This is a genomic window from Nocardia sp. NPDC004168 (assembly GCF_040610355.1).
GTDB classification, from domain to species: Bacteria; Actinomycetota; Actinomycetes; order Mycobacteriales; family Mycobacteriaceae; genus Nocardia; species Nocardia sichangensis.
In genome coordinates, this window is the sequence record NZ_JBEXME010000011.1 from 134587 (window position 1) to 155563 (window position 20977).

The 20977-nt window shown below is 69.0% G+C and carries 19 protein-coding genes; 12 read left to right on the top strand and 7 right to left on the bottom strand.

The genetic code is table 11. The annotated features are described in order from the left end of the window. Positions 1-711 precede the first annotated feature (711 nt). A complete protein-coding gene (locus tag ABZW96_RS21085) occupies positions 712-2424 on the top strand; it encodes a glycoside hydrolase domain-containing protein (protein ID WP_355076917.1) in 1713 nt (570 codons plus the stop codon). A gap of 193 nt (positions 2425-2617) precedes the next feature. On the opposite strand, the gene ABZW96_RS21090 is transcribed toward ABZW96_RS21085, so the two are convergent. Next, complete coding sequence (locus tag ABZW96_RS21090) at positions 2618-3043, bottom strand: HIT family protein (protein WP_355076919.1); 426 nt, start codon at positions 3041-3043, stop codon at positions 2618-2620. 51 nt (positions 3044-3094) lie between these two features. Beyond that, positions 3095-3472 (bottom strand): PH domain-containing protein, encoded by a 378-nt coding sequence (locus ABZW96_RS21095; protein WP_067795076.1) that lies wholly within the window; start codon positions 3470-3472, stop codon positions 3095-3097. Between the two features lie 181 nt (positions 3473-3653). On the opposite strand from ABZW96_RS21095, the gene purD reads away from it, so the two are divergent. After that, entirely contained in the window at positions 3654-4925 is a 1272-nt protein-coding gene (gene purD, locus ABZW96_RS21100; RefSeq protein ID WP_355076921.1) for a phosphoribosylamine--glycine ligase, read from the top strand. A gap of 551 nt (positions 4926-5476) precedes the next feature. On the opposite strand, the gene ABZW96_RS21105 is transcribed toward purD, so the two are convergent. Continuing rightward, complete coding sequence (locus tag ABZW96_RS21105) at positions 5477-6454, bottom strand: M23 family metallopeptidase (protein ID WP_355076923.1); 978 nt, start codon at positions 6452-6454, stop codon at positions 5477-5479. A 53-nt stretch (positions 6455-6507) separates the two neighbouring features. Here ABZW96_RS21105 and ABZW96_RS21110 point away from each other — a divergent pair, with 53 nt between their 5' ends. The 4 genes from ABZW96_RS21110 to ABZW96_RS21125 all read left to right on the top strand — a co-directional run bounded on the left by ABZW96_RS21110 (position 6508) and on the right by ABZW96_RS21125 (position 10448). Further along, positions 6508-7674, top strand: a complete 1167-nt coding sequence (locus ABZW96_RS21110) for a pyridoxal phosphate-dependent aminotransferase (RefSeq protein ID WP_355076924.1) — start codon at positions 6508-6510, stop codon at positions 7672-7674. Positions 7675-7802: 128 nt separating this feature from the next. After that, positions 7803-8501 (top strand): TetR family transcriptional regulator, encoded by a 699-nt coding sequence (locus ABZW96_RS21115; RefSeq protein ID WP_355076926.1) that lies wholly within the window; start codon positions 7803-7805, stop codon positions 8499-8501. 6 nt (positions 8502-8507) lie between these two features. Beyond that, the gene (gene purB / locus ABZW96_RS21120; RefSeq protein ID WP_355076928.1) at positions 8508-9929 is read left to right on the top strand and encodes an adenylosuccinate lyase; all 1422 of its coding nucleotides are present in this window, start codon (positions 8508-8510) and stop codon (positions 9927-9929) included. Between the two features lie 99 nt (positions 9930-10028). Further along, the gene (locus ABZW96_RS21125) at positions 10029-10448 is read left to right on the top strand and encodes an HIT domain-containing protein (protein WP_355076930.1); all 420 of its coding nucleotides are present in this window, start codon (positions 10029-10031) and stop codon (positions 10446-10448) included. Positions 10449-10581: 133 nt separating this feature from the next. On the opposite strand, the gene ABZW96_RS21130 is transcribed toward ABZW96_RS21125, so the two are convergent. After that, positions 10582-11670, bottom strand: a complete 1089-nt coding sequence (locus tag ABZW96_RS21130; protein ID WP_355076932.1) for an alkene reductase — start codon at positions 11668-11670, stop codon at positions 10582-10584. A 46-nt stretch (positions 11671-11716) separates the two neighbouring features. Between ABZW96_RS21130 and ABZW96_RS21135 the strand changes: the two genes are divergently transcribed. The 3 genes from ABZW96_RS21135 to ABZW96_RS21145 all read left to right on the top strand — a co-directional run bounded on the left by ABZW96_RS21135 (position 11717) and on the right by ABZW96_RS21145 (position 15113). Further along, a complete protein-coding gene (locus tag ABZW96_RS21135; protein ID WP_355077056.1) occupies positions 11717-12088 on the top strand; it encodes a MerR family transcriptional regulator in 372 nt (123 codons plus the stop codon). A gap of 10 nt (positions 12089-12098) precedes the next feature. Next, positions 12099-14267, top strand: a complete 2169-nt coding sequence (locus tag ABZW96_RS21140) for a S9 family peptidase (RefSeq protein WP_355076934.1) — start codon at positions 12099-12101, stop codon at positions 14265-14267. A 144-nt stretch (positions 14268-14411) separates the two neighbouring features. Beyond that, positions 14412-15113, top strand: a complete 702-nt coding sequence (locus tag ABZW96_RS21145; protein ID WP_355076936.1) for a DUF2334 domain-containing protein — start codon at positions 14412-14414, stop codon at positions 15111-15113. 114 nt (positions 15114-15227) lie between these two features. Here the strand turns inward: ABZW96_RS21145 and ABZW96_RS21150 are convergent, their stop codons facing one another. Continuing rightward, entirely contained in the window at positions 15228-16619 is a 1392-nt protein-coding gene (locus ABZW96_RS21150; protein ID WP_355076937.1) for a glutamate decarboxylase, read from the bottom strand. Positions 16620-16812: 193 nt separating this feature from the next. Between ABZW96_RS21150 and ABZW96_RS21155 the strand changes: the two genes are divergently transcribed. Further along, positions 16813-18168: a dipeptidase gene (locus ABZW96_RS21155; RefSeq protein ID WP_355076939.1), complete on the top strand. Its 1356-nt coding sequence runs from the start codon at positions 16813-16815 to the stop codon at positions 18166-18168. A gap of 2 nt (positions 18169-18170) precedes the next feature. Here ABZW96_RS21155 and ABZW96_RS21160 read toward each other — a convergent pair whose 3' ends face one another. Further along, positions 18171-18815 carry an MBL fold metallo-hydrolase gene (locus ABZW96_RS21160; protein WP_355076941.1) on the bottom strand — a complete coding sequence of 215 codons (645 nt, stop codon included), beginning with the start codon at positions 18813-18815 and terminating at the stop codon, positions 18171-18173. Positions 18816-18946: 131 nt separating this feature from the next. Here ABZW96_RS21160 and purS point away from each other — a divergent pair, with 131 nt between their 5' ends. Then, positions 18947-19183 (top strand): phosphoribosylformylglycinamidine synthase subunit PurS, encoded by a 237-nt coding sequence (gene purS / locus ABZW96_RS21165; RefSeq protein WP_195078153.1) that lies wholly within the window; start codon positions 18947-18949, stop codon positions 19181-19183. Next, a complete protein-coding gene (gene purQ, locus ABZW96_RS21170; RefSeq protein WP_355076943.1) occupies positions 19180-19857 on the top strand; it encodes a phosphoribosylformylglycinamidine synthase subunit PurQ in 678 nt (225 codons plus the stop codon). Before purS ends, purQ begins: the two co-directional genes overlap by 4 nt. Before the next feature lie 18 nt (positions 19858-19875). On the opposite strand, the gene ABZW96_RS21175 is transcribed toward purQ, so the two are convergent. Beyond that, on the bottom strand, positions 19876-20952 hold the full coding sequence (locus ABZW96_RS21175) for a substrate-binding domain-containing protein (protein WP_355076945.1): 1077 nt from the start codon (positions 20950-20952) through the stop codon (positions 19876-19878). Positions 20953-20977 lie beyond the last annotated feature (25 nt).

A 20977-nucleotide genomic window follows, 5' to 3' on the forward strand; every position in this document is an offset into this window, starting at 1 on the left:
GTAAGCGAGCGGTCGTCAGTTCAATCCTGACCGGGACACCATTCGGCACCTCTGTGGTTGCAGCCCGTGAGGTCTCTGCCGGGCAGGATGCCGCTCGATTCGATCGGCGGCCCCGACACCGCTCGTCGCTGTCGCGGTCGTCTCCGGCTCGAGGTCGGCTGCGTGATTCGGTCGGGCCGGGCGCTTTCGGGAGTCTCCGAGAGGGCGTCACGGTCGCGGCAGGCGAGAGCCGAGGCGGACCGGGCGCACCGCTTGCGCTGCCAGTTGGACGATCTGCGGGCTGTGGCGCGGCCAGAGGGAACGATCGCGGTGGCCGCGGAAGACCTGCCGCCGAACGCGCCGATTCGAATTCGGTGGCTGCGGTGAAGAATTCGTCATCCTGGCCTGCTCCCGAGTGCTCAGCGCAAACGGCTGACCAGTTCGAGAGTGATAGCAAACAGTTGGCAAATCTGATTACCGACTGCCGAGCATGTTTCCCGCTACGAGTCTGTTTGTAGTCTGGTGTGCGCAAATATTTCTCGTGACGAGCGTGTTCAGGTCACGCGCAAACACCGGATGGGCCACAAACGGGACATCTCGGCATACTTCGCGCACATTCGGGTGACTCTAGCTCTGTCGGGTTCTCCATCTGCCGAAAGTTGCTTCAGATGTACGAATACAACGCGTTGCCGCCGACCGTTGCGCGGGCTCGTACGACCAAGGGGGCGCGCGATGACTGAGCTGATCGACTTCTCCGCCGCGCTCATCGAGCCGCAAGCGATCAAAGACGCTGGATACACGGGCGTCATAGGCTACTTCAGCGATTCCCGTCCTGGCACGAATTTCGGTGCGAAGCCGCTGCGGCGGGAATACTGCGACCGATTACGCGCCATCGGGCTCGAGATAGTCACCAATTACCAGTACGGCAAGGGGGAGACGTCGGACTGGAAAGGCGGTTACGACGCGGGCGTGCGCCACGCGCGGATCGCGCTCGGTTACCACCGCGCGGCCGGCGGGCCGGATTCCCGCCCGCTGTATGCCCCCGTTGACGCGAATCCGTCGCTGGACGAGTGGAATTCGCTGATCGCGCCGTTTCTCCGGGGCTGGGCATCGGTCGTCGGTCTGGAATGGACCGGCATGTACGGCAACGCCCGGTGCATCGACTGGGCGCTCGAGGACGGCGTCGCCACGTGGTTCTGGCAACACAACTGGTCCGGTGATTCCTCGATCAACGGCGACCATCCCGCCGCGCACCTCCATCAGATCCGCATCGACGCCGACCGGGTCGGCGGCGTCGTCGTGGATGTCGACAAAGTCCTCGCCGCCGACTACGGCCAATGGTCGAAGGCGAATCCGAACTCAGGGGGAACAATGCAGAAGCCCGATTACGTCGAATTGGACCGGATGGGTGACTCCGCGTCCAGCCGCCACGGTGCGCGCGTCGAGAACTTCCTGCTGCATACCCAGGAAGGCAACGGAACCGCCGAGAGCCTGGCCAACTATCTGAACAATCCGGCGAACGGCGTGAGCTACCACTACACCGTCCGCGATGGCGTGGTGGTCGACGTGGTCGACACCGACCTGGCCAGCTGGTCGGTGCTGGACGCGAACTCGTTCACCATCAACCTCTGCTTCGCGGGCAGCCGCGTCGCATGGAGCCGGAACGACTGGCTGCGCATCCGCGACGATATCCGCATCGCGGCCTGGCTCGCGGTGCAGGACGCGCGCAAATACGGCTTCGACACGTATGTCATCAAGCCGCCCTACCAGCGGCGCCAGGGCATTTCCGACCACAAGTACGTCACCGAGTGTCTCGGCATCGGAACGCACACCGATGTGGGACCGAATTTCCCGTGGGACGTGTTCGCCGACGACGTGCGCGGCTTCGCCACCGGCGAGCCGAGCGGGTCGGAGCCGAACGCGATCAACGATTGCGCGGCGGCGAATCCGTGGCTCGGTACACGGATCACCGCAGGGGAGATCGCGACACCCGACGGCGCGGGGCGCTTCGCCCAGTTCGAGCACGGGTACATCTATTGGCATCCGGACACCGGCGCGCACGCCATCCCGGAGACGCTGTGGGGAAAGTTCGAAGCATTGGGTTGGGAGGCAGGCCCGCTCGGCTACCCGATCACCGACCGCACCGTCGTGCACGGGGCGGATGGCCAGACGACGGGTGAGGTGCAAGGCTTCCAAGGCGGAGCGCTCTACCGGCGCCAATCGAGCGACAGCGTGTGCTGGGTGCACGGCGCGATCCGCGACCGCTGGAACCGCTCGGGCTACCAGACCGGCCCGCTGGGCTGGCCGACGACCGACGAGATCCCCTGGGACACGGGTACCTACCAGGACTTCGAGCACGGCCGGATCTACTGGACCCCGAGCCAAACCCTGGCCACGGTCGCGATCGGCGGAGTCGATACACCCTTGCACGACGTCGCGAGCTGACGATAGATAGAGAAAGGTAAGGGTCGACCGCGGGGAGCGGCCGGCCCTTACCAAAGCCGAGGCGACGACTGATCTCGTACGAACATGGGTAACTCACCGGGTACGCCCAAAACCTACGTGGCACGCAACGCAGGACCTGAACGCAAATTACGCACCACCCGACCAGTACGGCCTGAATACCCGGAGAGGCGGATCAGCCTGGGACGTTGTCGCCGTGGCCGAGGTCGCGCAGCGACTGCTTGATCTTGGCCTGGGCCTCGTCCAGGGACTCCGGACTCGGGTTCGGGTCGGCGCCGGAGATGTCGAAGTCACCCAGCGAGAAGGCCGGGAACACGTGGACGTGCAAATGCGGCACTTCCAGGCCGGCGATCAGCAGACCGGCGCGCGGCGCGTCCCAGGCCGCGCGCACGGCCTGGCCGATCTTCTGTGCGACGGCGGTCAGCCGGGCGAGGGTGTCGGCGTCGATGTCCTGCCAGTGGTCGATCTCCTTGCGGGGCACCACGAGGGTGTGACCGGGAGTGACCGGGGCGATGGTGAGGAAACCGACGAACTCGTCGTCCTCCCAGACGAAACGGCCCGGGAGCTGACCGGCGATGATCGCGCTGAAGACAGAAGCCATGTCCCGCAGCGTAGACCGGCCCGTGTGCCCAAAGCGCCGGACCGCCCCGCGCTACACCGCGACGAAATGCGACAGGATGCCCTGCACCTCGTAGATGTCCACCTGCCGGTTGAACCGCTTCAGCAGCGGCTCGTCGCTGCCCGAGATCCAGATGGCCAGCTCCGCGTCCAGATCGAAGGTGCCTGCGGTCTCCACCGAGAAGTGGGTGATCGCGCGATAGGGAACGCTGTGGTAGCTCACCTTGCGGCCGGTGACGCCCTGCTTGTCGATGAGGATCAGGCGGCGGTTCGTGAACAGCATCGCGTCGCGGACCAGCAGGTACGCGGCGTAGACCTGTTCGCCGTTGCCGAGGAGCTTGGCGTACTCCTGTTGCGCCTGTCCCGGATCGATCCGGCCGGCGTTGCCCATCAGTCCGTCGATCAGACCCATCTCAGCACTTCCTTCGGATGCTCCGGCGGCACGAGTGGTCAGGCCCCCGCTCGTGCCGGAAAGGACGACAGTGGTCGGTGTGGGCCGTGTCACGCCCCACATCCGTTGTCCCCTTTCATCATCCCCTCCGCGCGCACCGGCAGCGGCGAAGACGCCGAACGGCTCGTTTAGGCTGTCTGCCGTGCGTGTACTCGTCATCGGTTCCGGAGCCCGTGAACATGCCCTCGTCCTGGCGCTGCGCCGGGACCCCGCGGTGACCGCGCTCTTCGCCGCCCCCGGTAACGCCGGGATCGCCCAGCACGCGCAGGTCCGCCCGGTCGACCCGTGCGCCGCCGAGGACGTGGTCGCGCTGGCCACCGAGGTGGACACCGACCTGGTGGTGATCGGCCCCGAGGTCCCGCTGGTGCTCGGCGTCGCCGACGCGGTGCGGGTGGCGGGCATCCCGTGCTTCGGCCCGTCGGCCGCGGCCGCCCGGATCGAAGGCTCCAAGGCGTTCGCCAAGGATGTGATGGCCGCCGCGGGCGTGCGCACCGCGCACAGCGAGGTGGTGGACAACCCGGCCGAGCTGGACGACGCGCTGGACCGTTTCGGTCCTACCTGGGTGGTGAAGGACGACGGACTCGCGGCGGGGAAGGGCGTGGTGGTGACCGCCGACCGCTCCGCCGCGCGCGAGCACGGGGCCGAACTGCTCGAACAAGGCCACCCCGTGCTGCTGGAATCGTTCTTGGACGGACCGGAAGTTTCGCTGTTCTGCCTGGTCGACGGCGAGACGGTGGTTCCGCTACTGCCCGCGCAGGACCACAAACGCGTCGGTGACGGCGACACCGGCCCCAATACCGGCGGCATGGGCGCGTATACGCCGCTGCCCTGGCTGCCCGCGCAGACCGTCACCGCGATCGTCGACGACGTGGTGAAACCCGTTGCCGCCGAGTTGGTGCGGCGCGGCAGCGGCTTCTCCGGCCTGCTCTACGCGGGGCTGGCGATCGGCGCGGCCGGACCCGCCGTGGTCGAATTCAATTGCCGCTTCGGCGATCCCGAGACGCAGGCGGTGCTCGCGTTGCTGGAAAGCCCGCTCGGCGAGCTGCTGCACGCCACCGCCACCGGCACGCTGGCGCAGGTCGCCCCGCCGCGCTGGCGCGACGGCTCCGCGATCACCGTGGTGCTCGCCGCGGAGAATTACCCGGGGCGTCCGCGTCTCGGCGACGCGATCTCCGGCGCGGGCGAGGGCGCGTCCGACGAGAACGCGACGGTGCTGCACGCGGGCACCACGCAGCGCGAAGACGGCGCCCTGCTCTCCGCGGGCGGACGGGTGCTGAACGTGGTCGGCGTCGGCGCCGACCTTTCCGAGGCCCGCGCTCGCGCCTACGACCGCATCGCCGCGATCAAACTGCCGGGCAGCCACTACCGCACGGATATCGGCTTGGCCGCCGTCGAGAACCGCATCGAGGTCTGAGCGGTCGGCTCGGTCGGTGCAGGCCTTGGTGGCCGCGCAGCAGAGCCGGCGGATCGGGGTCGAACCGGCTCGGTCGGTGCAGCCGCCCTGGTCGCCGCGCAGCAGAGGCAGTGGATCGGGGTCGAACCGGTCCGGTCGGTGCAGCCGCCCTGGTCGCCGCGCAGCAGAGGCAGTGGATCGGGGTCGAACCGGTCCGGTCGGTGCAGCCGCCCTGGTCGCCGTACAGCAGAGGCAGTGGATCGGGGTCGAACCGGCTCGGTCGGTGCAGCCGCCCTGGTCGCCGTACAGCAGAGGCAGTGGATCGGGGTCGAACCGGCTCGGTCGGTGCAGGCCCTGATAGCCGCCCAGCAGACGGCAGTATGGGGCTCGAACTGCTGAGCCTGCTACTGGTCGGGGCCTGGTCCGCGGCGTCGATCTCCTATGCCGCTACGTGGCCGACCGTCGTCCACACCAGCGCAGCGCCGGTCCTCGCCGCAGGTGCGTGGGAACCGCTCCTGTGCCGACGGTTGCGCGTGCCCCGATGCCGCTCGAGCCACCGGGTGCGTCGCGGTTCAGCCGAACGTGAGTCCGCGCACCGCCAGCCACTGCTGCGGGTCCACGTGCTGTCCGCCGACGATCACCTCGAAGTGCAGGTGCGGCCCCGTCGAGTCGCCTCGGTTGCCCATGCGGGCGATCTGCATCCCCGCGGGCACCCGCTCGCCGACCGAGACGAAGAAGTCGTACATGTGCCCGTAGACGGTGATGCTGCCGTCATCGTGGCGGATTCGCACCCACAGGCCGAAGCCCTGCGCCGGTCCCGCGTCGATGACGGTGCCGTCGGCGACCGCGTAGATCGGGGTGCCGATCGGGCCCGCGATGTCGATGCCGTTGTGGAACGTGCCCCAGCGCGAGCCGAAGCCGGAGGTGAAGACGCCGTGGGCGGGTAGAACGAAGCCCCGGCCGCCCGGCAGCATCGCCCCGGGCTGCACCGGTGCGGTTCCGGTCATCCACGGCTGCTGCTCACCGGCGACGGCGGCGGCGGCCTCGGCCTTCGCGCGTTCGAGGGTCGCGCGTGCGGCGGCCGCGACCACCGCCTGTTCGCGCAGCCGCTCACCGTTGGCGATGGCGTTCAGCAACCTGGTCACCGAGGGCGGAGTGTTCTGCATCTGCGGTGGATACGCGACGGCGACGAGCTGGGCGCGGTCCGGCGCGGGTGTGCGATCGGTGACCGTCCCGGCGAACGACATGTCGCTCGCGGCGAACACCGCGGTCGCCGCGAGCCCGCCGAGCAGCACCTTGTGCTTGCGCGCCAGGCCGAGCAACTCCTCGCCGGTGGGTTTGCGGCGCCACAGGTCACGGGGATCCGGCCTGCGCCGCCACCAGGCCCGCAGGTGGCGGCGGCGCGCCCACAGCACGCGCGGATCGAGTCTCCCGAAAAGTCGAGGTCGGGAACGTCGCGGTAGGCGCGCACGCCAGTCGCGCGGAATGACGCCTATGCCGGCTACTCCGCGCACTCGGTCGAGTCCGTCTCGTCGAGACTTATCGAGCATCGGGTAGACCATAACCGCGACTGCGCGGTGAAGCGTGCTCTACCGTCTGTCGAGTGTCCAGAGAATCTCGCCGGTCGACCATTCCACCTTTCTACGTGATGGATGTGTGGAAAGCCGCCGCGGAACGCGCCCGGACGCACGGTGATGTGCTCGTACTCGCGGCGGGGCAGCCGTCGACGCCTGCGCCCGCGCCGGTGCTGCGCGCGACCCAACTGGCCATTCAGTCCGAATTGCTGGGCTATACCGAGACTTTCGGCATCCTGGCGATTCGGGAAGCGATCGCCGAACATCATCGGGAGACCTACGGTTATCAGGTCGATCCGGACGACGTCGTCGTGACGACCGGCTCGTCCGGCGCCTTCTCGCTGATCTTCCTCGCCGCGTTCGACCCCGGCGACACCGTCGTGGTCGCGCGTCCGGGCTATCCGGCCTACCGCAACACGCTCGCCGCGCTCGGCTGCCGCGTGCTGGAGCTGGACTGCGGCGCGCAGACCAGGTTCCAGCCCACCGTCGCCATGCTCGAAGCGCTTCCGGAGCCGCCCGCCGGTCTGGTGGTGGCCAGCCCTGCCAACCCCACCGGCACCATGATCGCCCCGGCGGAGCTCGCGGCGCTGGCCCGCTGGTGCGAGGAGCACGGCACGCTGCTGATTTCCGACGAGATCTACCACGGCATCACCTATGACACGGGGGCCGACAGCGCGACCTCGTCGGCGTGGGAAACATCGCGGGAAGCGGTGGTGATCGGCTCGGTCTCCAAGTACTTCTCCATGACGGGTTGGCGGCTGGGCTGGATGCTGGTGCCGAGCGGGTTGCGCCCCGCGTTGCAGCGCCTGGCCTCGAACCTGACGGTGTGCCCGCCCGCGATCTCGCAGTACGCGGCGCTGCACGCGTTCGGCGCGGAGGCCAAGGCGGAACTCGACGGGCACGTCCGCCGGTACGCGGTGAACCGCAGGTTGCTGCTGGACGGACTGCCGAAACTGGGCATCACCGACCTGGCCCCGGCCGACGGCGCCTTCTATGCCTACGCCGACATCGGCCACCTCACCGACGACTCCCGCGCCTGGTGCGCCGACGTGCTGAACCACACCGGCGTCGCGCTCGCACCGGGAGTGGATTTCGACACCGTCAACGGACACCGAACGGTACGTTTCTCGTTTGCCGGAGCCACCGCCGACATCGAGGCGGCGCTGCTGCGTCTAGGGCACTATCTACGCGTTTGAAAGCTTTGCCCGGCAAGAACTTTTCGCAGTTCGGCACCCCGGCCGCGCGGATGCGGTAAAACAACGATGGTTGCTTTTCCTCGCTGATTTCCCCTGGAAGAACTGATGACGACTGGCACGATGGCACGGTGATCACCGCGACGACCCCGAAAGGCGAACGGCGTCGCCAGGCTTTGATAGCCGCCGCTGCCGAGCTGTTGCTCGAAGGCGGATTCGAGGCGGTGCGGCATCGTTCGGTTGCGACGCGCGCTGATCTGCCTCTGGCGTCGACCACCTACTACTTCGAATCGCTGGACGACCTCATCGCGCGAGCGGTCGAGTTCAGCGGCAACGCCGAGTTGGACGCGATGCGCAGGCGCGTCGGCGAGGTGAGCCACCGCCGCCGCGGCGCGGAGGCCACCGTCGACCTTGTGCTCGACCTGCTGGTGGGCAGCGACGGGGCCGACGAGGGCGCGCGCGGGCAGCTCATCGCCCGCTACGAGCGATCGGTCGCGTCGGCGCGGCACCCGGAGCTACGCGAAGTCCAGCTACGGCTGCGGGCCCAGCTGGACGAGCTGCTGGCCGACGTGCTGCGCCGATCCGACCGGATGGTGCGGCCGGAACAGTTGCGCCGACTCGTCGCGGTGGTGGACGGAGCCGTGGTCGCCGCGCTCACCGAGATGGACCCGGAGCCCCGGCGGATGGCTCGCGGCGCGCTGCTGGAAGTGATCGACATCGTCGCGCCCCCGGCGCGGTCGGCGCCTCCGGAGGCGGCGGCCTACGCGGCCGCGGACAGCCCCGTGCGTGCCACGCCCCAGCAAGTGGATCGTTACCGAGCACTAGACTGACCGGACGTGAGCATCGTCCCCAATGTCCTCGCCACCCGCTACGCCAGTCCCGGGCTGGTGCATCTGTGGTCGCCGGAGCACAAAGTCGTACTCGAGCGGCGGTTGTGGCTGGAGGTGCTGCGGGCACAGGCCGAGCTGGGCGTCGACGTGCCCGACGGGGTGATCGCCGACTACGAGCGGGCGCTCGACGAGGTGGATCTGTCCTCCATCGCCGAACGCGAGCGGGTCACCCGACACGACGTGAAGGCGCGCATCGAGGAGTTCAACGCGCTGGCCGGGCACGAGCACGTGCACAAGGGCATGACCAGCCGCGACCTCACCGAGAACGTGGAGCAGCTGCAGATCCGGCTCTCGCTCGAGCACGTGCACGCGCACGGCGTCGCGATCGCCGCGCGACTGGCCGAGCGCGCCGCGGAATACCAGGCGTTGGTGATGGCGGGCCGCTCGCACAACGTCGCGGCGCAGGCCACCACCCTCGGCAAGCGGTTCGCCTCCGCGGCCGACGAATTGCTGATCGCGCTCACCAGGCTGCGCGAGCTGATCGACCGCTACCCGCTGCGCGGGATCAAGGGCCCGATGGGCACCGCGCAGGACATGCTCGACCTGCTCGGCGGCGACCCGGCCAAACTCGCCCGGCTGGAGCAGCAGGTCGCCCGGCACCTGGGTTTCGCGACCGTGCTCACCAGCGTCGGCCAGGTCTACCCGCGCTCGCTGGATCACGATGTGCTGTCCACGCTGGTGCAAGTGGGCGCGGGCCCGTCCTCGTTCGCGCACACCATCCGGCTCATGGCCGGGCACGAGCTGGTCACCGAGGGTTTCCAGCCCGGGCAGGTGGGCAGCTCGGCGATGCCGCACAAGATGAACACCCGCTCCTGCGAACGGGTCAACGGTCTGCAAGTGGTGCTGCGCGGTTACGCCTCGATGGCGGCCGAGCTGGCCGGTGCGCAGTGGAACGAGGGCGACGTGTTCTGCTCGGTGGTCCGCCGCGTCGCGCTGCCGGACGCGTTCTTCGCCATCGACGGGATGATGGAGACCTTCCTCACCGTGCTGGCCGAGTTCGGCGCCTACCCGGCGGTGATCGCCCGCGAACTGGACCGGTACCTGCCGTTCCTCGCCACCACCCGCATCCTCATGGCAGCCGTCCGGACCGGTGTCGGCCGCGAGACCGCGCACGAGGTGATCAAGGAGCACGCCGTCGCGGTCGCCTTGGCCATGCGCGAGCAGGGTCGCGAACCCGACCTCCTGGACCGCCTCGCCGCCGACCCGCGCCTCCCGCTCGACCGCCCCGCCCTCGACGCGGCGCTGTCCGACAAGTCCGTCTTCGTCGGCGCCGCCGAAGCCCAGGTCGCCGAGGTGATCGGCCAGGTGCAGAAACTCGTCGACCGGTACCCGGACGCGGCCCGATACTCGCCGTCACCGATCCTCTAGCGGACTGCGCCTTTCGCGGCGAAATCCTTCGTCGCGCGGGCGGGAACCGGAAGGGATTGCGTAGCACGAAGACACAGACGACCGCATAGGCTGCGAGTCGTGAATCCCTACACGATTTTCGCCGATATCGTTGCCGGGCGAGCGCCGTCGAGCAAGGTCTACGAGGATGACGATGTTCTGGCGTTCATGGACATTCGGCCCATGACGCCGGGGCATCTGCTGGTGGTGCCGAAGGTGGCGGCGCGCAGTCTGGCGGAGCTCGATCCGGTCGTCGGGGGGAAGTTGTTCCAGGTGGGGCAGCGGCTTGCGGCGGCGTTGCGGGCCAGTGAGGTGGGGTGCGACGGGGTGAATTTTTTTCTGGCGGATGGAGTTACCGCCGGGCAAGAGGTATTCCACGTCCACTTGCACGTGATCCCGCGTACTCCGGGCGACGGGTTCGGCTTGCGCGGCCGCCCGACCAGTCCGCGGCGGGAGGATCTGGACTACCTGGCCTCCTCGATCCGCGGCGCGCTGGACTGAGCTCGCCCGCCGCTCGGCTCATGGTCGGCGATCATCGCCGAGGCGTCATCGATCGGCGCGGTGATGCCCCGGCCTCTCGGGTTTTCGCGGGACGCGAGGAATCGGCCGCGCCCGCGTTTCCCGTAGCGACGAGTCAGTCGCGCACCAGTTCGGCCGCGGTCCAGTTCGGATAGTCGCTGTAGCCCTCGGCGGTGCGGCCGTACAGGTATTCCTCGCGGATGGGAGCCAGCGGCAGGTCATGCCGAATGCGGTGCACGAGATCGGGATTCGAGATGAACTGCCTGCCGAAGGAAACCAGGTCGGCGTGACCGGCGCGCAGCACCTGTTCCGCGCCCGCCGCCGTGGTCGGCTCGCGATTCTCGCCGATGTTCGCGATGAGCGTGCCGTGCCAGCGCGGCCGCAGGTCGGCCAGCGCCGGGTAGCGGTCGTTGTCGGTCAGGTGCAGGTAGGCCAACTCGCGGCGATCGAGCTCGCTGACGAGTGCGCGGTAGAGCGGGGCCGGGTCGGCCTCGTACATGTTGAACTGGGGATTGCCCGGCGAGAGCCGGATGGCGGTGCGGTGCGCGCCGATGGCCTCGCTCACCGCGTCCACCACCGCGAGGGGCAGCCGCATGCGGTTGGCGATGGAACCGCCGTATTCGTCGTCGCGCAGGTTGGTGTTGTCGGCGAGGAATTGGTGCAGCAGATAGCTGTTCGCGCCGTGGATCTCGACGCCGTCGAAGCCCGCTGCCACGGCATTGCGCGCGGCGGCGGCGTAGTGCTCGATCGTGGCCTCGATATCCGCGCGATCGAGTGCGGCGGGAGTGATCGGATCGGCCTTGCCGCCGTCGATCAGGTGCACTCTGTCGTCGTCCAGCACCGCCGACGGTCCGGCGGGCCAGGATCCATCGATCCGGGCGAGCGGATGACCCTTGCGCCCGCCGTGCATGAGCTGCGCGAAGATCCGTCCGCCGCGCGTGTGCACCGCCTCGGTGACCTGGCGCCACGCCGCGACGTGCGCGGGCGTCTGCAAGCCGGGCACCCACGCTTCGCTCTGGCCGGTCGAATGCGGCCAGATGCCCTCGGTGACGATGAGTCCCGCCGTGGCGCGCTGGGCGTAGTAGGCGGCGACGTCGCCGGTCGGCGAGCCGTCGGGCAGCGAGCGCAGCCGGGTCATCGGCGCCATGACGATCCGGTTGGGGAGGTCGAGCGGGTGGTTGCGGTATTCGGTCAACAGCAGCATGGCTGTACCGTAAAACCTGACATTGATGTTAGGTCAAGGAGTGATGGTGCGGATCGGTGAACTCGCCGAGCGGACCGGCGTGAGCGTCCGGTCGCTGCGGTACTACGAGACCAAGGGACTGCTGGCCTCGGAGCGGACCTCCGGCGGGCAGCGAGAGTACGCGGAGGCGGCGGTCGACCGCGTCCGGCGCATCCAGCAGATGTTCGCCGCCGGCCTGCACAGCGACACGATCGGCGAACTGCTGCCGTGCATCCACGACGTCGACGGCACGCCCAACGCCAGGGCGACGCCGTTCCTGGTGGAAAAGCTCACCGAGGAGCGCGCCAGGATCGATCAGGCGATGCGCGATCTGCGCCGGACCGGTGACGTGCTCGACGGCATCATCCAGGCGGCGGGCGGCGAGGCATCCGAACAGTAGGGTGGACGCCATGGCTCTCGACAGCGGAACGATCTCCGAACCCGGTAGCGGCGCGGTGGCGCCGCCGGTCGCCAAGACGGTGCCCACCGAGCGGGTGCACCACGGCGACGTGTTCGTCGACGAGTACGAGTGGCTGCGGGACAAGGACAACCCCGACGTCATCGCCTACCTGGAGGCGGAGAACGCTTACACCGAGGCGCAGACCGAGCACCTGAGCACGCTGCGCGAGACGATCTTCGACGAGATCAAAGCGCGCACGCAGGAGACCGATCTGTCGGTGCCAACCCGGCTGGGCGACTACTGGTACTACTCGCGCAGCTTCGAGGGCAAGCAGTACGGCGTGCACTGCCGGTGCCCGATCGCGGCGGGCGCCGAAGGCATCGACGCGTGGACTCCGCCGCAGCTGAACGCCGAGACCGAGGTGCAGGGCGAAGAGGTGCTGCTCGACAGCAACGAACTGGCCGAAGGACACGATTTCTTCTCGCTCGGCGCGTTCTCGATCAGCCATGACGGCACGCTGCTCGCCTACTCGGTGGACAACGTCGGTGACGAGCGGTACGTGCTGCGCTTCAAGGACCTGCGCACCGGCGAACTGCTCGGCGACGAGATCGCGGGCACCGCTCCGGGCGCGACCTGGTCGCTGGACGGTAGCCACGTCTTCTATCAGACCGTCGACGAGTCGTGGCGGCCCGATACGGTGTGGCGGCACCGGCTCGGCGCCACCGATCCCGACGTCAAAGTGTTCCACGAACCCGACGAGCGCTATTGGGTCAGCATCGGCGCGAGCCGCTCGGAGAAATACCTGATGATCTGGGTCGGCTCCAAGATCACCAGCGAGGGCTGGGTCCTCGAGTCCGATGATCCCGAGGGCGAGTTCCGTGTGCTGCTGCCGCGCCGCGAGGGCGTCGAGTACTCCGCCGAGCACGCGGTGATCGGCGGCGAGCACCGCTTCCTGATCCTGCACAACGACGTGGTCGACGGCGTCAAGGCGGAGAACTTCGTGCTCGCCGAGGCCCCGGTGGACGACCCGTCGAACCTCACCCAGCTGATCGGCCATCGCGAGGACGTGCGGCTCGAGGACATCGACGCGTTCCGCGACCACCTGGTGCTCAGCTACCGGCGCGAGGCGCTCACCCGGATCGCGGTGTGGCCGCTGACCGACTCCGGTTACGGCGAGCGCCGGGAACTCGACTTCGATCTGGAACTCTTCGCGGTCGGCGTCGGCTCCAACCCGGAGTGGGCGCAGCCGACCCTGCGCATCGGTGTGACCTCGTTCATCACGCCGATGCAGGTGTTCGACTACGTCCCGGTCACCGGTGAGCTGCTGCTGCGCAAGGAACAGCCCGTGCTCGGCGGCTACGACGCGAACGAGTACGAGCAGCACCGGGATTGGGCCGTGGCCGAGGACGGCACCCGGATTCCGATCTCGCTCGTGCGGAAGAAGACGACGGCCGAGGGGCCGAAGCCGCTGCTGCTGTACGGCTACGGCTCCTACGAGGCGAGCATCGACCCGTCCTTCTCGGTTGCCCGATTGTCGCTGCTGGATCGCGGCATGGTCTTCGCGGTCGCGCACGTGCGCGGCGGCGGCGAGATGGGCAGGCTCTGGTACGAGCACGGCAAGACGCTCACCAAGAAGAACACCTTCACCGACTTCGTCTCCGCCGCACGGCATCTCGTCGACACCGGGGTCACGGCCCCGGACCGGTTGATCGCCGACGGCGGCAGTGCGGGCGGCTTGCTGGTCGGCGCGGTGGCGAACCTGGCCCCCGAACTGTTCACGGGCATTCTGGCGAACGTCCCGTTCGTCGATCCGCTCACCTCCATCCTCGATCCGTCGCTCCCGCTCACCGTGATCGAGTGGGACGAATGGGGGAATCCGCTCGCCGACGAGGACGTCTACGCGTACATGAAGTCCTACTCGCCGTACGAGAACGTCGAAGCCAAGGACTATCCGGCGATCCTGGCCATCACCAGCCTGAACGACACCCGCGTGCTCTACGTCGAGCCCGCGAAGTGGATCGCCAAGCTGCGCGCCACCGCGACCGGTGATGCGCCGCTGTTGCTGAAGACGGAGATGAGCGCGGGCCACGGCGGGGTCAGCGGGCGCTACGAGAAATGGCGGGAAGTGGCCTTCGAGCACGCTTGGATTCTGGACACGCTCGGTCTCGCAGGCGCGTAGCGCACCGGCGCGCCGACGCCCGCCATCGGGTGGCATCGGCGCGCCGACCGCGGGGCGACCACTCGGCACAGGCGTGGCGGAGTGTTCGCCACGTGGTCATACACTCTGCACATCACGGACACGTGCGGCTGGCACCGTGGGGTCATGAACGCTGAGTTGATCGTGTCGATTTCCGGGATCAGGGACACCACCCGGGACACGGCGATCGAATTCGCCGAAGAGATGGATCGGCGCGGCGTGCCGCTCTCGCTGCTGGTCGCGCCGCGGCTGAAGGGCAAATACCGGCTGCTGGAGGATCCCGCGACGCAGGCCTGGCTGCGCGGCAGGCGGACTCGCGGCGACGCGATCGTGCTGCACGGCTACGACCAGGCGGCCACCAAGCGGCGGCGCGCCGAGTTCGCCACGCTGCCCGGACACGAGGCGCGGCTGCGGCTGACCGCCGCGGACCGGGTGCTGGAGCAGGTCGACCTGCGCACCCGGCTGTTCGCCGCTCCCCGCTGGGATGCCTCGACGGGGGCGCTCGAGGCGCTGCCAGGAGCCGGTTTCCGGCTGGCGCTCGGCCTCACGTCGATCGTCGACCTGGAGCGCAACACGGCGCAGAAGGCCAGGGTGTACGGCATCGGCGAGGGTTTCCGCGCGGAACCGTGGTGGTGCCGCGCCCTGATCATGGGCGCCGCGCGCACCGCCCGTCGCGGCGGGGTGCTGCGGCTGGCCGTGTCCGCCGCACAGCTGGGGCGGTCCGGTCCGCGCCAAGCCGTGCTCGACGCCGTCGACCTCGCGCTGTTCCACGGTGCGGTGGGCGCCACCTACCGGTGGGAGCCCTTCGCGGCGGCTCGGGCCGCATGACTGACGCCGCGGGCGACGGTGGGTCGGCTCCATCGCCCGCGGCCGGTCGGGACCGCCTTCGCGCGACCGATCGGCGCCGCCGCCCGCGAATGGCGTAGCCGGGCGGCGGCGCTGTCAGGACGCGGCGATCGACGGCTTCGCTACGGCGGGCGCCGCGTCGTGTGTGAAGCCGCCCGCCTCGGCGCGCGTGAGCGAGGTCGAGAACGGCCGCTGCCGCAGCTGCCGCATGCAGCGGTCGAGGTCCGCGAGCAGCAGGTCGGCCATGTCGATGGTGAAGCCGTGGCGCAGCACCGCCCGCATCACCGTCTCGTCGTTCCGGTCGGCGGGCAGCGGATAGGCGGCGATCAGCCAGCCTCGGGAACGCAGCCGGTCGGACAGGTCGTAGAGGTTGAAGCCGGGATCGCCGGTCAGGCGCCAGCACACCGCCGTGATGCCGCGTTGCGGGTCGCCGTCGTGGATCAGTTCGAAGACCCCGAGCCCGCGCACTCCCGCGGCCAAGTGCTGCGCCGCGCGGTAGATCGCGGACTGCACCCGCGCGTAGCCGGTGCGCCCCAGCCGGATGAACTGGTAGTACTGCGTGATCGCCTGCCCGCCGGGCCGGGAGAAGTTCAGGTTGAAGGTGGCCATGCTGCCGCCGAGGTAGTCGACGTCGAAGATCAACTCCTGCGGCAGGTCGTCGGCTTCGCGCCAGATCGCCCAGCCCGCGCCGAGTGGGGCCAACCCGGTCTTGTGGCCGGAGGCGTTGATCGACTTGACCCTGGGCAGCCGGAAATCCCAGACCAGATCCGGTGCGGCGAACGGGGCCAGGAAGCCGCCACTGGCCGCGTCGACGTGAATGGGGATGTCCAGGCCCTTCTCGCGCTGCAAGGCATCGAGCGCCGCGCTGATCCCGGCCACATCCTCGAACAGGCCGGTGTAGGTCTGCCCGAAGGTGGGCACGACCATCATGGTGTTCGCGTCGCAGTACCGGGCGAGGTCGTCGGGGTGCATGGTGAGCCGCTCGCCACGTAGCGGAATCTGGCGGATCTCGACATCGAAATAGCGCGCGAATTTCTCCCAGCACACCTGGACCGGTCCAGAGACGAAGTTGGGCGTCCCCGTGCCGCCGCGCTTGCGCCAGCGGAATTTCGCCGCCAAGCCGCCGAGCATGGCCGCCTCGCTGGATCCGGTGGTCGAGGTGCCGTGCGTGACGGCCGGATCCGGCGCGTGCCACAGATCGGCGACCATCCGGACGGCTCGGCGCTCCAGTTCGGCGGTCTGCGGATACTCGTCCTTGTCGACGATGTTCTTGTCCAGGCATTCGGACATCAGCCTGCGCGCCTGGTCGTCCACCCAGGTGGTGCAGAACGTGGCCAGGTTCATCCTGGAGACGCCGTCGAGCATCAGTTCGTCGTGCACGATCTCGTAGGCGACCTGAGGGAACATCTCGTGCGCGGGGAATCCGGACCGGGGCGCGGACCGGCTGAGCCCCGGCAGGGCGAACAGGTCATCGGCTGCTTCGGACATGAGAACGGCCTCCCGATTCGACGGTGTGCGGGTGTGCCCGCCGAGGATGCCGACAGTTAGCCAACGCCCTCGACGCTCAGCTTGGCACACCCTTTCCACCATCGGGCGCACTTCCCGCTTCCGCGCGCGGACCGTCCGAACACCCGGTCGGCGGCGCGAACTCCGCCCGAGGAACGGGGGATAGGGTGGGGGAATGGCGGAGGATGTGCGGGTGGCGGAATTGCGCGGTGCCGTGGCCGGATTGATGGACCAGGCGAAAACCGATCTGGCGCAGCTTGTTTCGTTCCAATCGGTGGCCGATCCACGGCAGTATCCGATCGAGGAGTGCGACATGGCGGCCCAGTGGGTGGCCGACGCGTTCGTCGCCGCCGGGCTGACCACGGTCGGCTTACACGAAACGCCGGACGGCACCAAGGCGGTCGTCGCGTCCCGGCCCGCCCCCGACGGCGCGCCCACGGTGTTGCTCTACTGTCACTACGACGTTCAGCCCCCGATGGACGAGGCGGCGTGGCGCACCCCGCCGTGGGAACTGACCGAGCGCGACGGGCGCTGGTACGGACGCGGCAGCGCCGACTGCAAGGGCAACATCGTCATGCACCTGACGGCGTTGCGCGCGCTCGGCCCGGATCTGCCGTTGGGGGTGACCGTCGTCGCCGAAGGTTCCGAGGAGCAGAGCACCGGAGGACTGGAGCGCTTCGTCGAGGCCAATCCGGAACTGCTGCGCGCGGACGCGATCGTGGTCGGCGACTGCGGCAACTTCGCCGCCGGTGTGCCGACCCTGACCCAGACGTTGCGCGGCGGCGTGAACGTGGTGGTCACCATCGAAACGCTCGCCAGCCCTTTGCATTCCGGCATGTTCGGCGGCCCCGCCCCGGACGCGCTGGCCGCGCTGATCCGCTTGCTGGCCTCGCTGCGCGACGAGCGGGGCAACACCACCGTCGACGGGTTGTCGAACGATCAGGTCTGGCCGGGGGTCCAGTACCCGAGCGAGCAGTTCCACGCCGACGCGCGCGTCCTGCGCGACGTCGAACTCATCGGTGACGGCACTGTCGCCGACATGCTCTGGGCGCGACCGGCGCTGACCGTGCTCGGCATCGACGCGCCGCCGGTGGTCGGATCGGCCGCCGCGATCCCCGCGACCGCGCGGGCCCGCCTCAACCTGCGTATTCCGCCTGGCACCGACCCGGAAGACGCGTACCAGGCGCTGCTCGCGCATCTCGAGGCCAACACGCCGTGGCGCGCCAGGCTGACCGTCGAGCTGGAAGGCACCGCAGCGCCGTTCCGTTCCTCGACCGGCGGACCCGCGCGCGCCGCGATGGAAGCGGCGCTGGCCGCGTCCTACGGCCGCCCGGCGACCACCCAGGGGCAGGGCGGCTCGATTCCGCTGTGCAACGTCTTCGCCACCACCTATCCGGACGCGGAGATCATGCTGATGGGTGTCGAGGAGCCGAAGTCCTTGATCCACGCGCCCAACGAGAGCGTGGATCCGAAGGAGATCGAACACATGGCGCTGGCCGAGGCGATATTCCTCGCCACCTACGCCGGGTAGCGCTACAGATCGGTGTCTTTCTCCGCCTCGAGCACCCGGAATTCGGTTCCGGCCGGGGCCATCTCCGACAGCCTGCCGAAATAGATGCCCTGCGCCTCCTCCCGGATGATGCCGTAGTGGATGGGCAGCGCGACACGCGGAGCGACCGCGCGGAGGTAATCGACGGCTTCGCTGATCCGCATCCAGGGCGCGGCGGCCGGTGCGGCGAGCACGCCGACCGGGACCGGGGGCACCCACAGCGAGTCGCCGGGGTGGACGAGCTGGGCCGGGTCGTCGGCGGTGCCCAGCTGGAAGACGGTGTTGTCGATCACGGGGATCTCCGGATGGATGACCGCGTGCCTGCCCCCGCCGCCGGTGATCCGGAGATCGCCGAGGGCCAGCACGTTGCCCGCGTGCACCGCCTCCCACCGTTCGCCGCGCTGCTCGGCGGTCTGCGGGTCCGACAGCAACCGTGCGCCGGGGTTCGCGTCGATCAGCGCCTCGATCCGGTTCGGGTCGATGTGGTCGGGATGCTGATGGGTGACCGCGATCGCGTCCAGGCCGGTGAGGCCCTCGAAGCCGTGCGAGAAGGTGCCCGGATCGAACAGGATCTTCTTGCCGTGCAGCTCGACGAGGAGGCAGGAATGACCGAAGTGGGCTATGCGCATGCCGCCATGCTAACCACGCCGGGTGTGTTCTCCACGACAGTGCCACGGTCTCGGCCGACCCCGCGGATGACGCACGCGACCAGCACAACTACGCTGCTGAGGTAACCCCCCAACCACATGAGGAGCAACGCGTGGCACGAGTCGTGGTCGAGGTGATGCCGAAGGCCGAGATCCTGGATCCGCAGGGGCAGGCCATCGTCGGCGCACTCCCGCGTCTGGGATTCGAGGGCATCTCGGACGTGCGGCAGGGCAAGCGATTCGAACTCGACGTCGACGACAGCGTCGACGACGCGGCGCTCGAGCAGATCGCCGAATCGCTGTTGTGCAACACGGTGATCGAGGAGTGGAAGGTGGTTCGCGTCTCATGACCGCGCGCATCGGGGTCATCACGTTCCCCGGCACGCTCGACGACATCGACGCGGCCAGGGCGGTGCGTCTGGCCGGCGCCGAGGCGGTCGACCTGTGGCATGCCGACGCCGACCTGAAGGGCGTCGACGCGGTGATCGTGCCCGGCGGCTTCTCCTACGGCGACTACCTGCGTGCGGGCGCCATCGCCCGTTTCGCCCCGGTGATGGGCGAGGTCGTGCGAGCGGCGGGCTCCGGGCTGCCGGTGCTCGGCATCTGCAACGGCTTCCAGGTGCTGTGCGAGGCCGGCCTGCTGCCCGGCGCGCTGACCCGCAACGAGGGGCTGCACTTCATCTGCCGCGACGAGTGGCTCACCGTGGAGTCGGTGTCGACCGCGTGGACCTCCCGCTTCGAGACGGGCGCGCAGATCCTCGTCCCGCTCAAGTCCGGGGAGGGGCGCTATCAGGCGTCGGAGGCCGTGCTGGACCAGCTCGAAGGCGAGGGCCGCGTGGTCTTCCGCTACGCGAGCGACAACCCGAACGGCTCGCAGCGTGGTATCGCGGGTATCGCCTCGGCCAACGGTCGCGTCGTCGGCCTGATGCCGCATCCCGAACATGCCACCGAGCCGCTGACCGGCCCCAGCGACGACGGGCTCGGCCTGTTCCTCTCGGTGCTGGACACGCTGGTCGGGGTGTGATCGTCCCGCGGCGTCGGGTCAGCTGATCCGGTCGACGATCTCGAAGTCGACGCCGTTCGCGCGGGCGATGTAGCCGTGCTGAATCGCCTGATTGCCTCGGAAACCCCTGATTCCGGAAGGGGTTTCGAGGTGCAGGCCGTGGTCGAGGGCGTCGAGGATCTCCGGCACCTCCAGTGATCCGACCGTCCGCGCGAGCGCGCCCAGCGTGTGGACGGCTTCGTAGGTGGCGTTGCTGAAGCTGGTCAGCGCGGGAGCGAACGCGCCGTGCCGCGCGCGATAGCGGGTCATCCGGTCGCGTCCGTCGGACATACGGTCGTCGAGGAAGAAGCTGGACGCCACGAAGAAGTCGTGGTTCGCCTCCGCACCCGCTGCCAACAGCACGTTCTCGTCGGCGGCCGGACTCACCCGCAATTGCGTCGCGGCGCGGCCACTGGCCGCGTACTGCCGGTTGAAGCGGGCGACGTCGGCGCCGACCATCAGGATCACCACGGCGTCGGCCAAGTCCAGCGCCGGATGGGCGAGGAAGTCCGCGAAATCCGCGTATCCCAGTGGCACATACCTTTCCAGCACGATCGCGGCCGGGTCGGACAGGCTTTCCCGAATCGCCTTGGCGGACCGGCGCGGCCAGATGTAGTCGTTGCCGATGACGGCCCAGCGCCGCACGCCGTACTCGCGTTCGAGCCAGTGCACGGCGGCCACGGTCTGTCCGGCCGGGTGCTCGCCGAGCATCAGCACGCCGGGTAGCTCGTCGGTCAGTCCCTCGTGGCTGGTGGCGTACAGGTACGGCACCCGGCCCGCACCGGCGCGCGCCACGGCCCGCCGCACCGCGGAGGTGTGCCAGCCGGTGATGGCGTGCACCATGCCGGTGGCCAGCAGGGCGGAGACCTCGGCGGCCACCTCGTGCGGCGACCGTCCCCCGTCGATATTCGTAGTACGAATTTCCCGCCCTAGAATTCCCGCGCCTCGGTTGATTTCGTCGACCGCGAGCGATATCGCCGCATCGCAGGACGGCGCGACGATACCGCCAGGTCCCTGCCGTGGCACTATGTTCAGGACCTCGATCGTGCCGTCGGGGCTCTCGATCGGCGTCGACATTCGGTACTCTTCTTCTCGTTCGAAC

Coding starts and splice junctions, on each gene's coding strand:
- ABZW96_RS21175 (WP_355076945.1), bottom strand. CDS start 20,952: ATGTCGACGCCGATCGAGAGCCCCGACGGCACGATCGAGGTCCTGAAC.
- ABZW96_RS21155 (WP_355076939.1), top strand. CDS start 16,813: ATGGCGGAGGATGTGCGGGTGGCGGAATTGCGCGGTGCCGTGGCCGGA.
- ABZW96_RS21145 (WP_355076936.1), top strand. CDS start 14,412: ATGAACGCTGAGTTGATCGTGTCGATTTCCGGGATCAGGGACACCACC.
- ABZW96_RS21140 (WP_355076934.1), top strand. CDS start 12,099: ATGGCTCTCGACAGCGGAACGATCTCCGAACCCGGTAGCGGCGCGGTG.
- ABZW96_RS21085 (WP_355076917.1), top strand. CDS start 712: ATGACTGAGCTGATCGACTTCTCCGCCGCGCTCATCGAGCCGCAAGCG.
- ABZW96_RS21160 (WP_355076941.1), bottom strand. CDS start 18,815: ATGCGCATAGCCCACTTCGGTCATTCCTGCCTCCTCGTCGAGCTGCAC.
- ABZW96_RS21095 (WP_067795076.1), bottom strand. CDS start 3,472: ATGGGTCTGATCGACGGACTGATGGGCAACGCCGGCCGGATCGATCCG.
- ABZW96_RS21090 (WP_355076919.1), bottom strand. CDS start 3,043: ATGGCTTCTGTCTTCAGCGCGATCATCGCCGGTCAGCTCCCGGGCCGT.
- purQ (WP_355076943.1), top strand. CDS start 19,180: ATGACCGCGCGCATCGGGGTCATCACGTTCCCCGGCACGCTCGACGAC.
- ABZW96_RS21130 (WP_355076932.1), bottom strand. CDS start 11,670: ATGCTGCTGTTGACCGAATACCGCAACCACCCGCTCGACCTCCCCAAC.
- ABZW96_RS21150 (WP_355076937.1), bottom strand. CDS start 16,619: ATGTCCGAAGCAGCCGATGACCTGTTCGCCCTGCCGGGGCTCAGCCGG.
- ABZW96_RS21105 (WP_355076923.1), bottom strand. CDS start 6,454: ATGCTCGATAAGTCTCGACGAGACGGACTCGACCGAGTGCGCGGAGTA.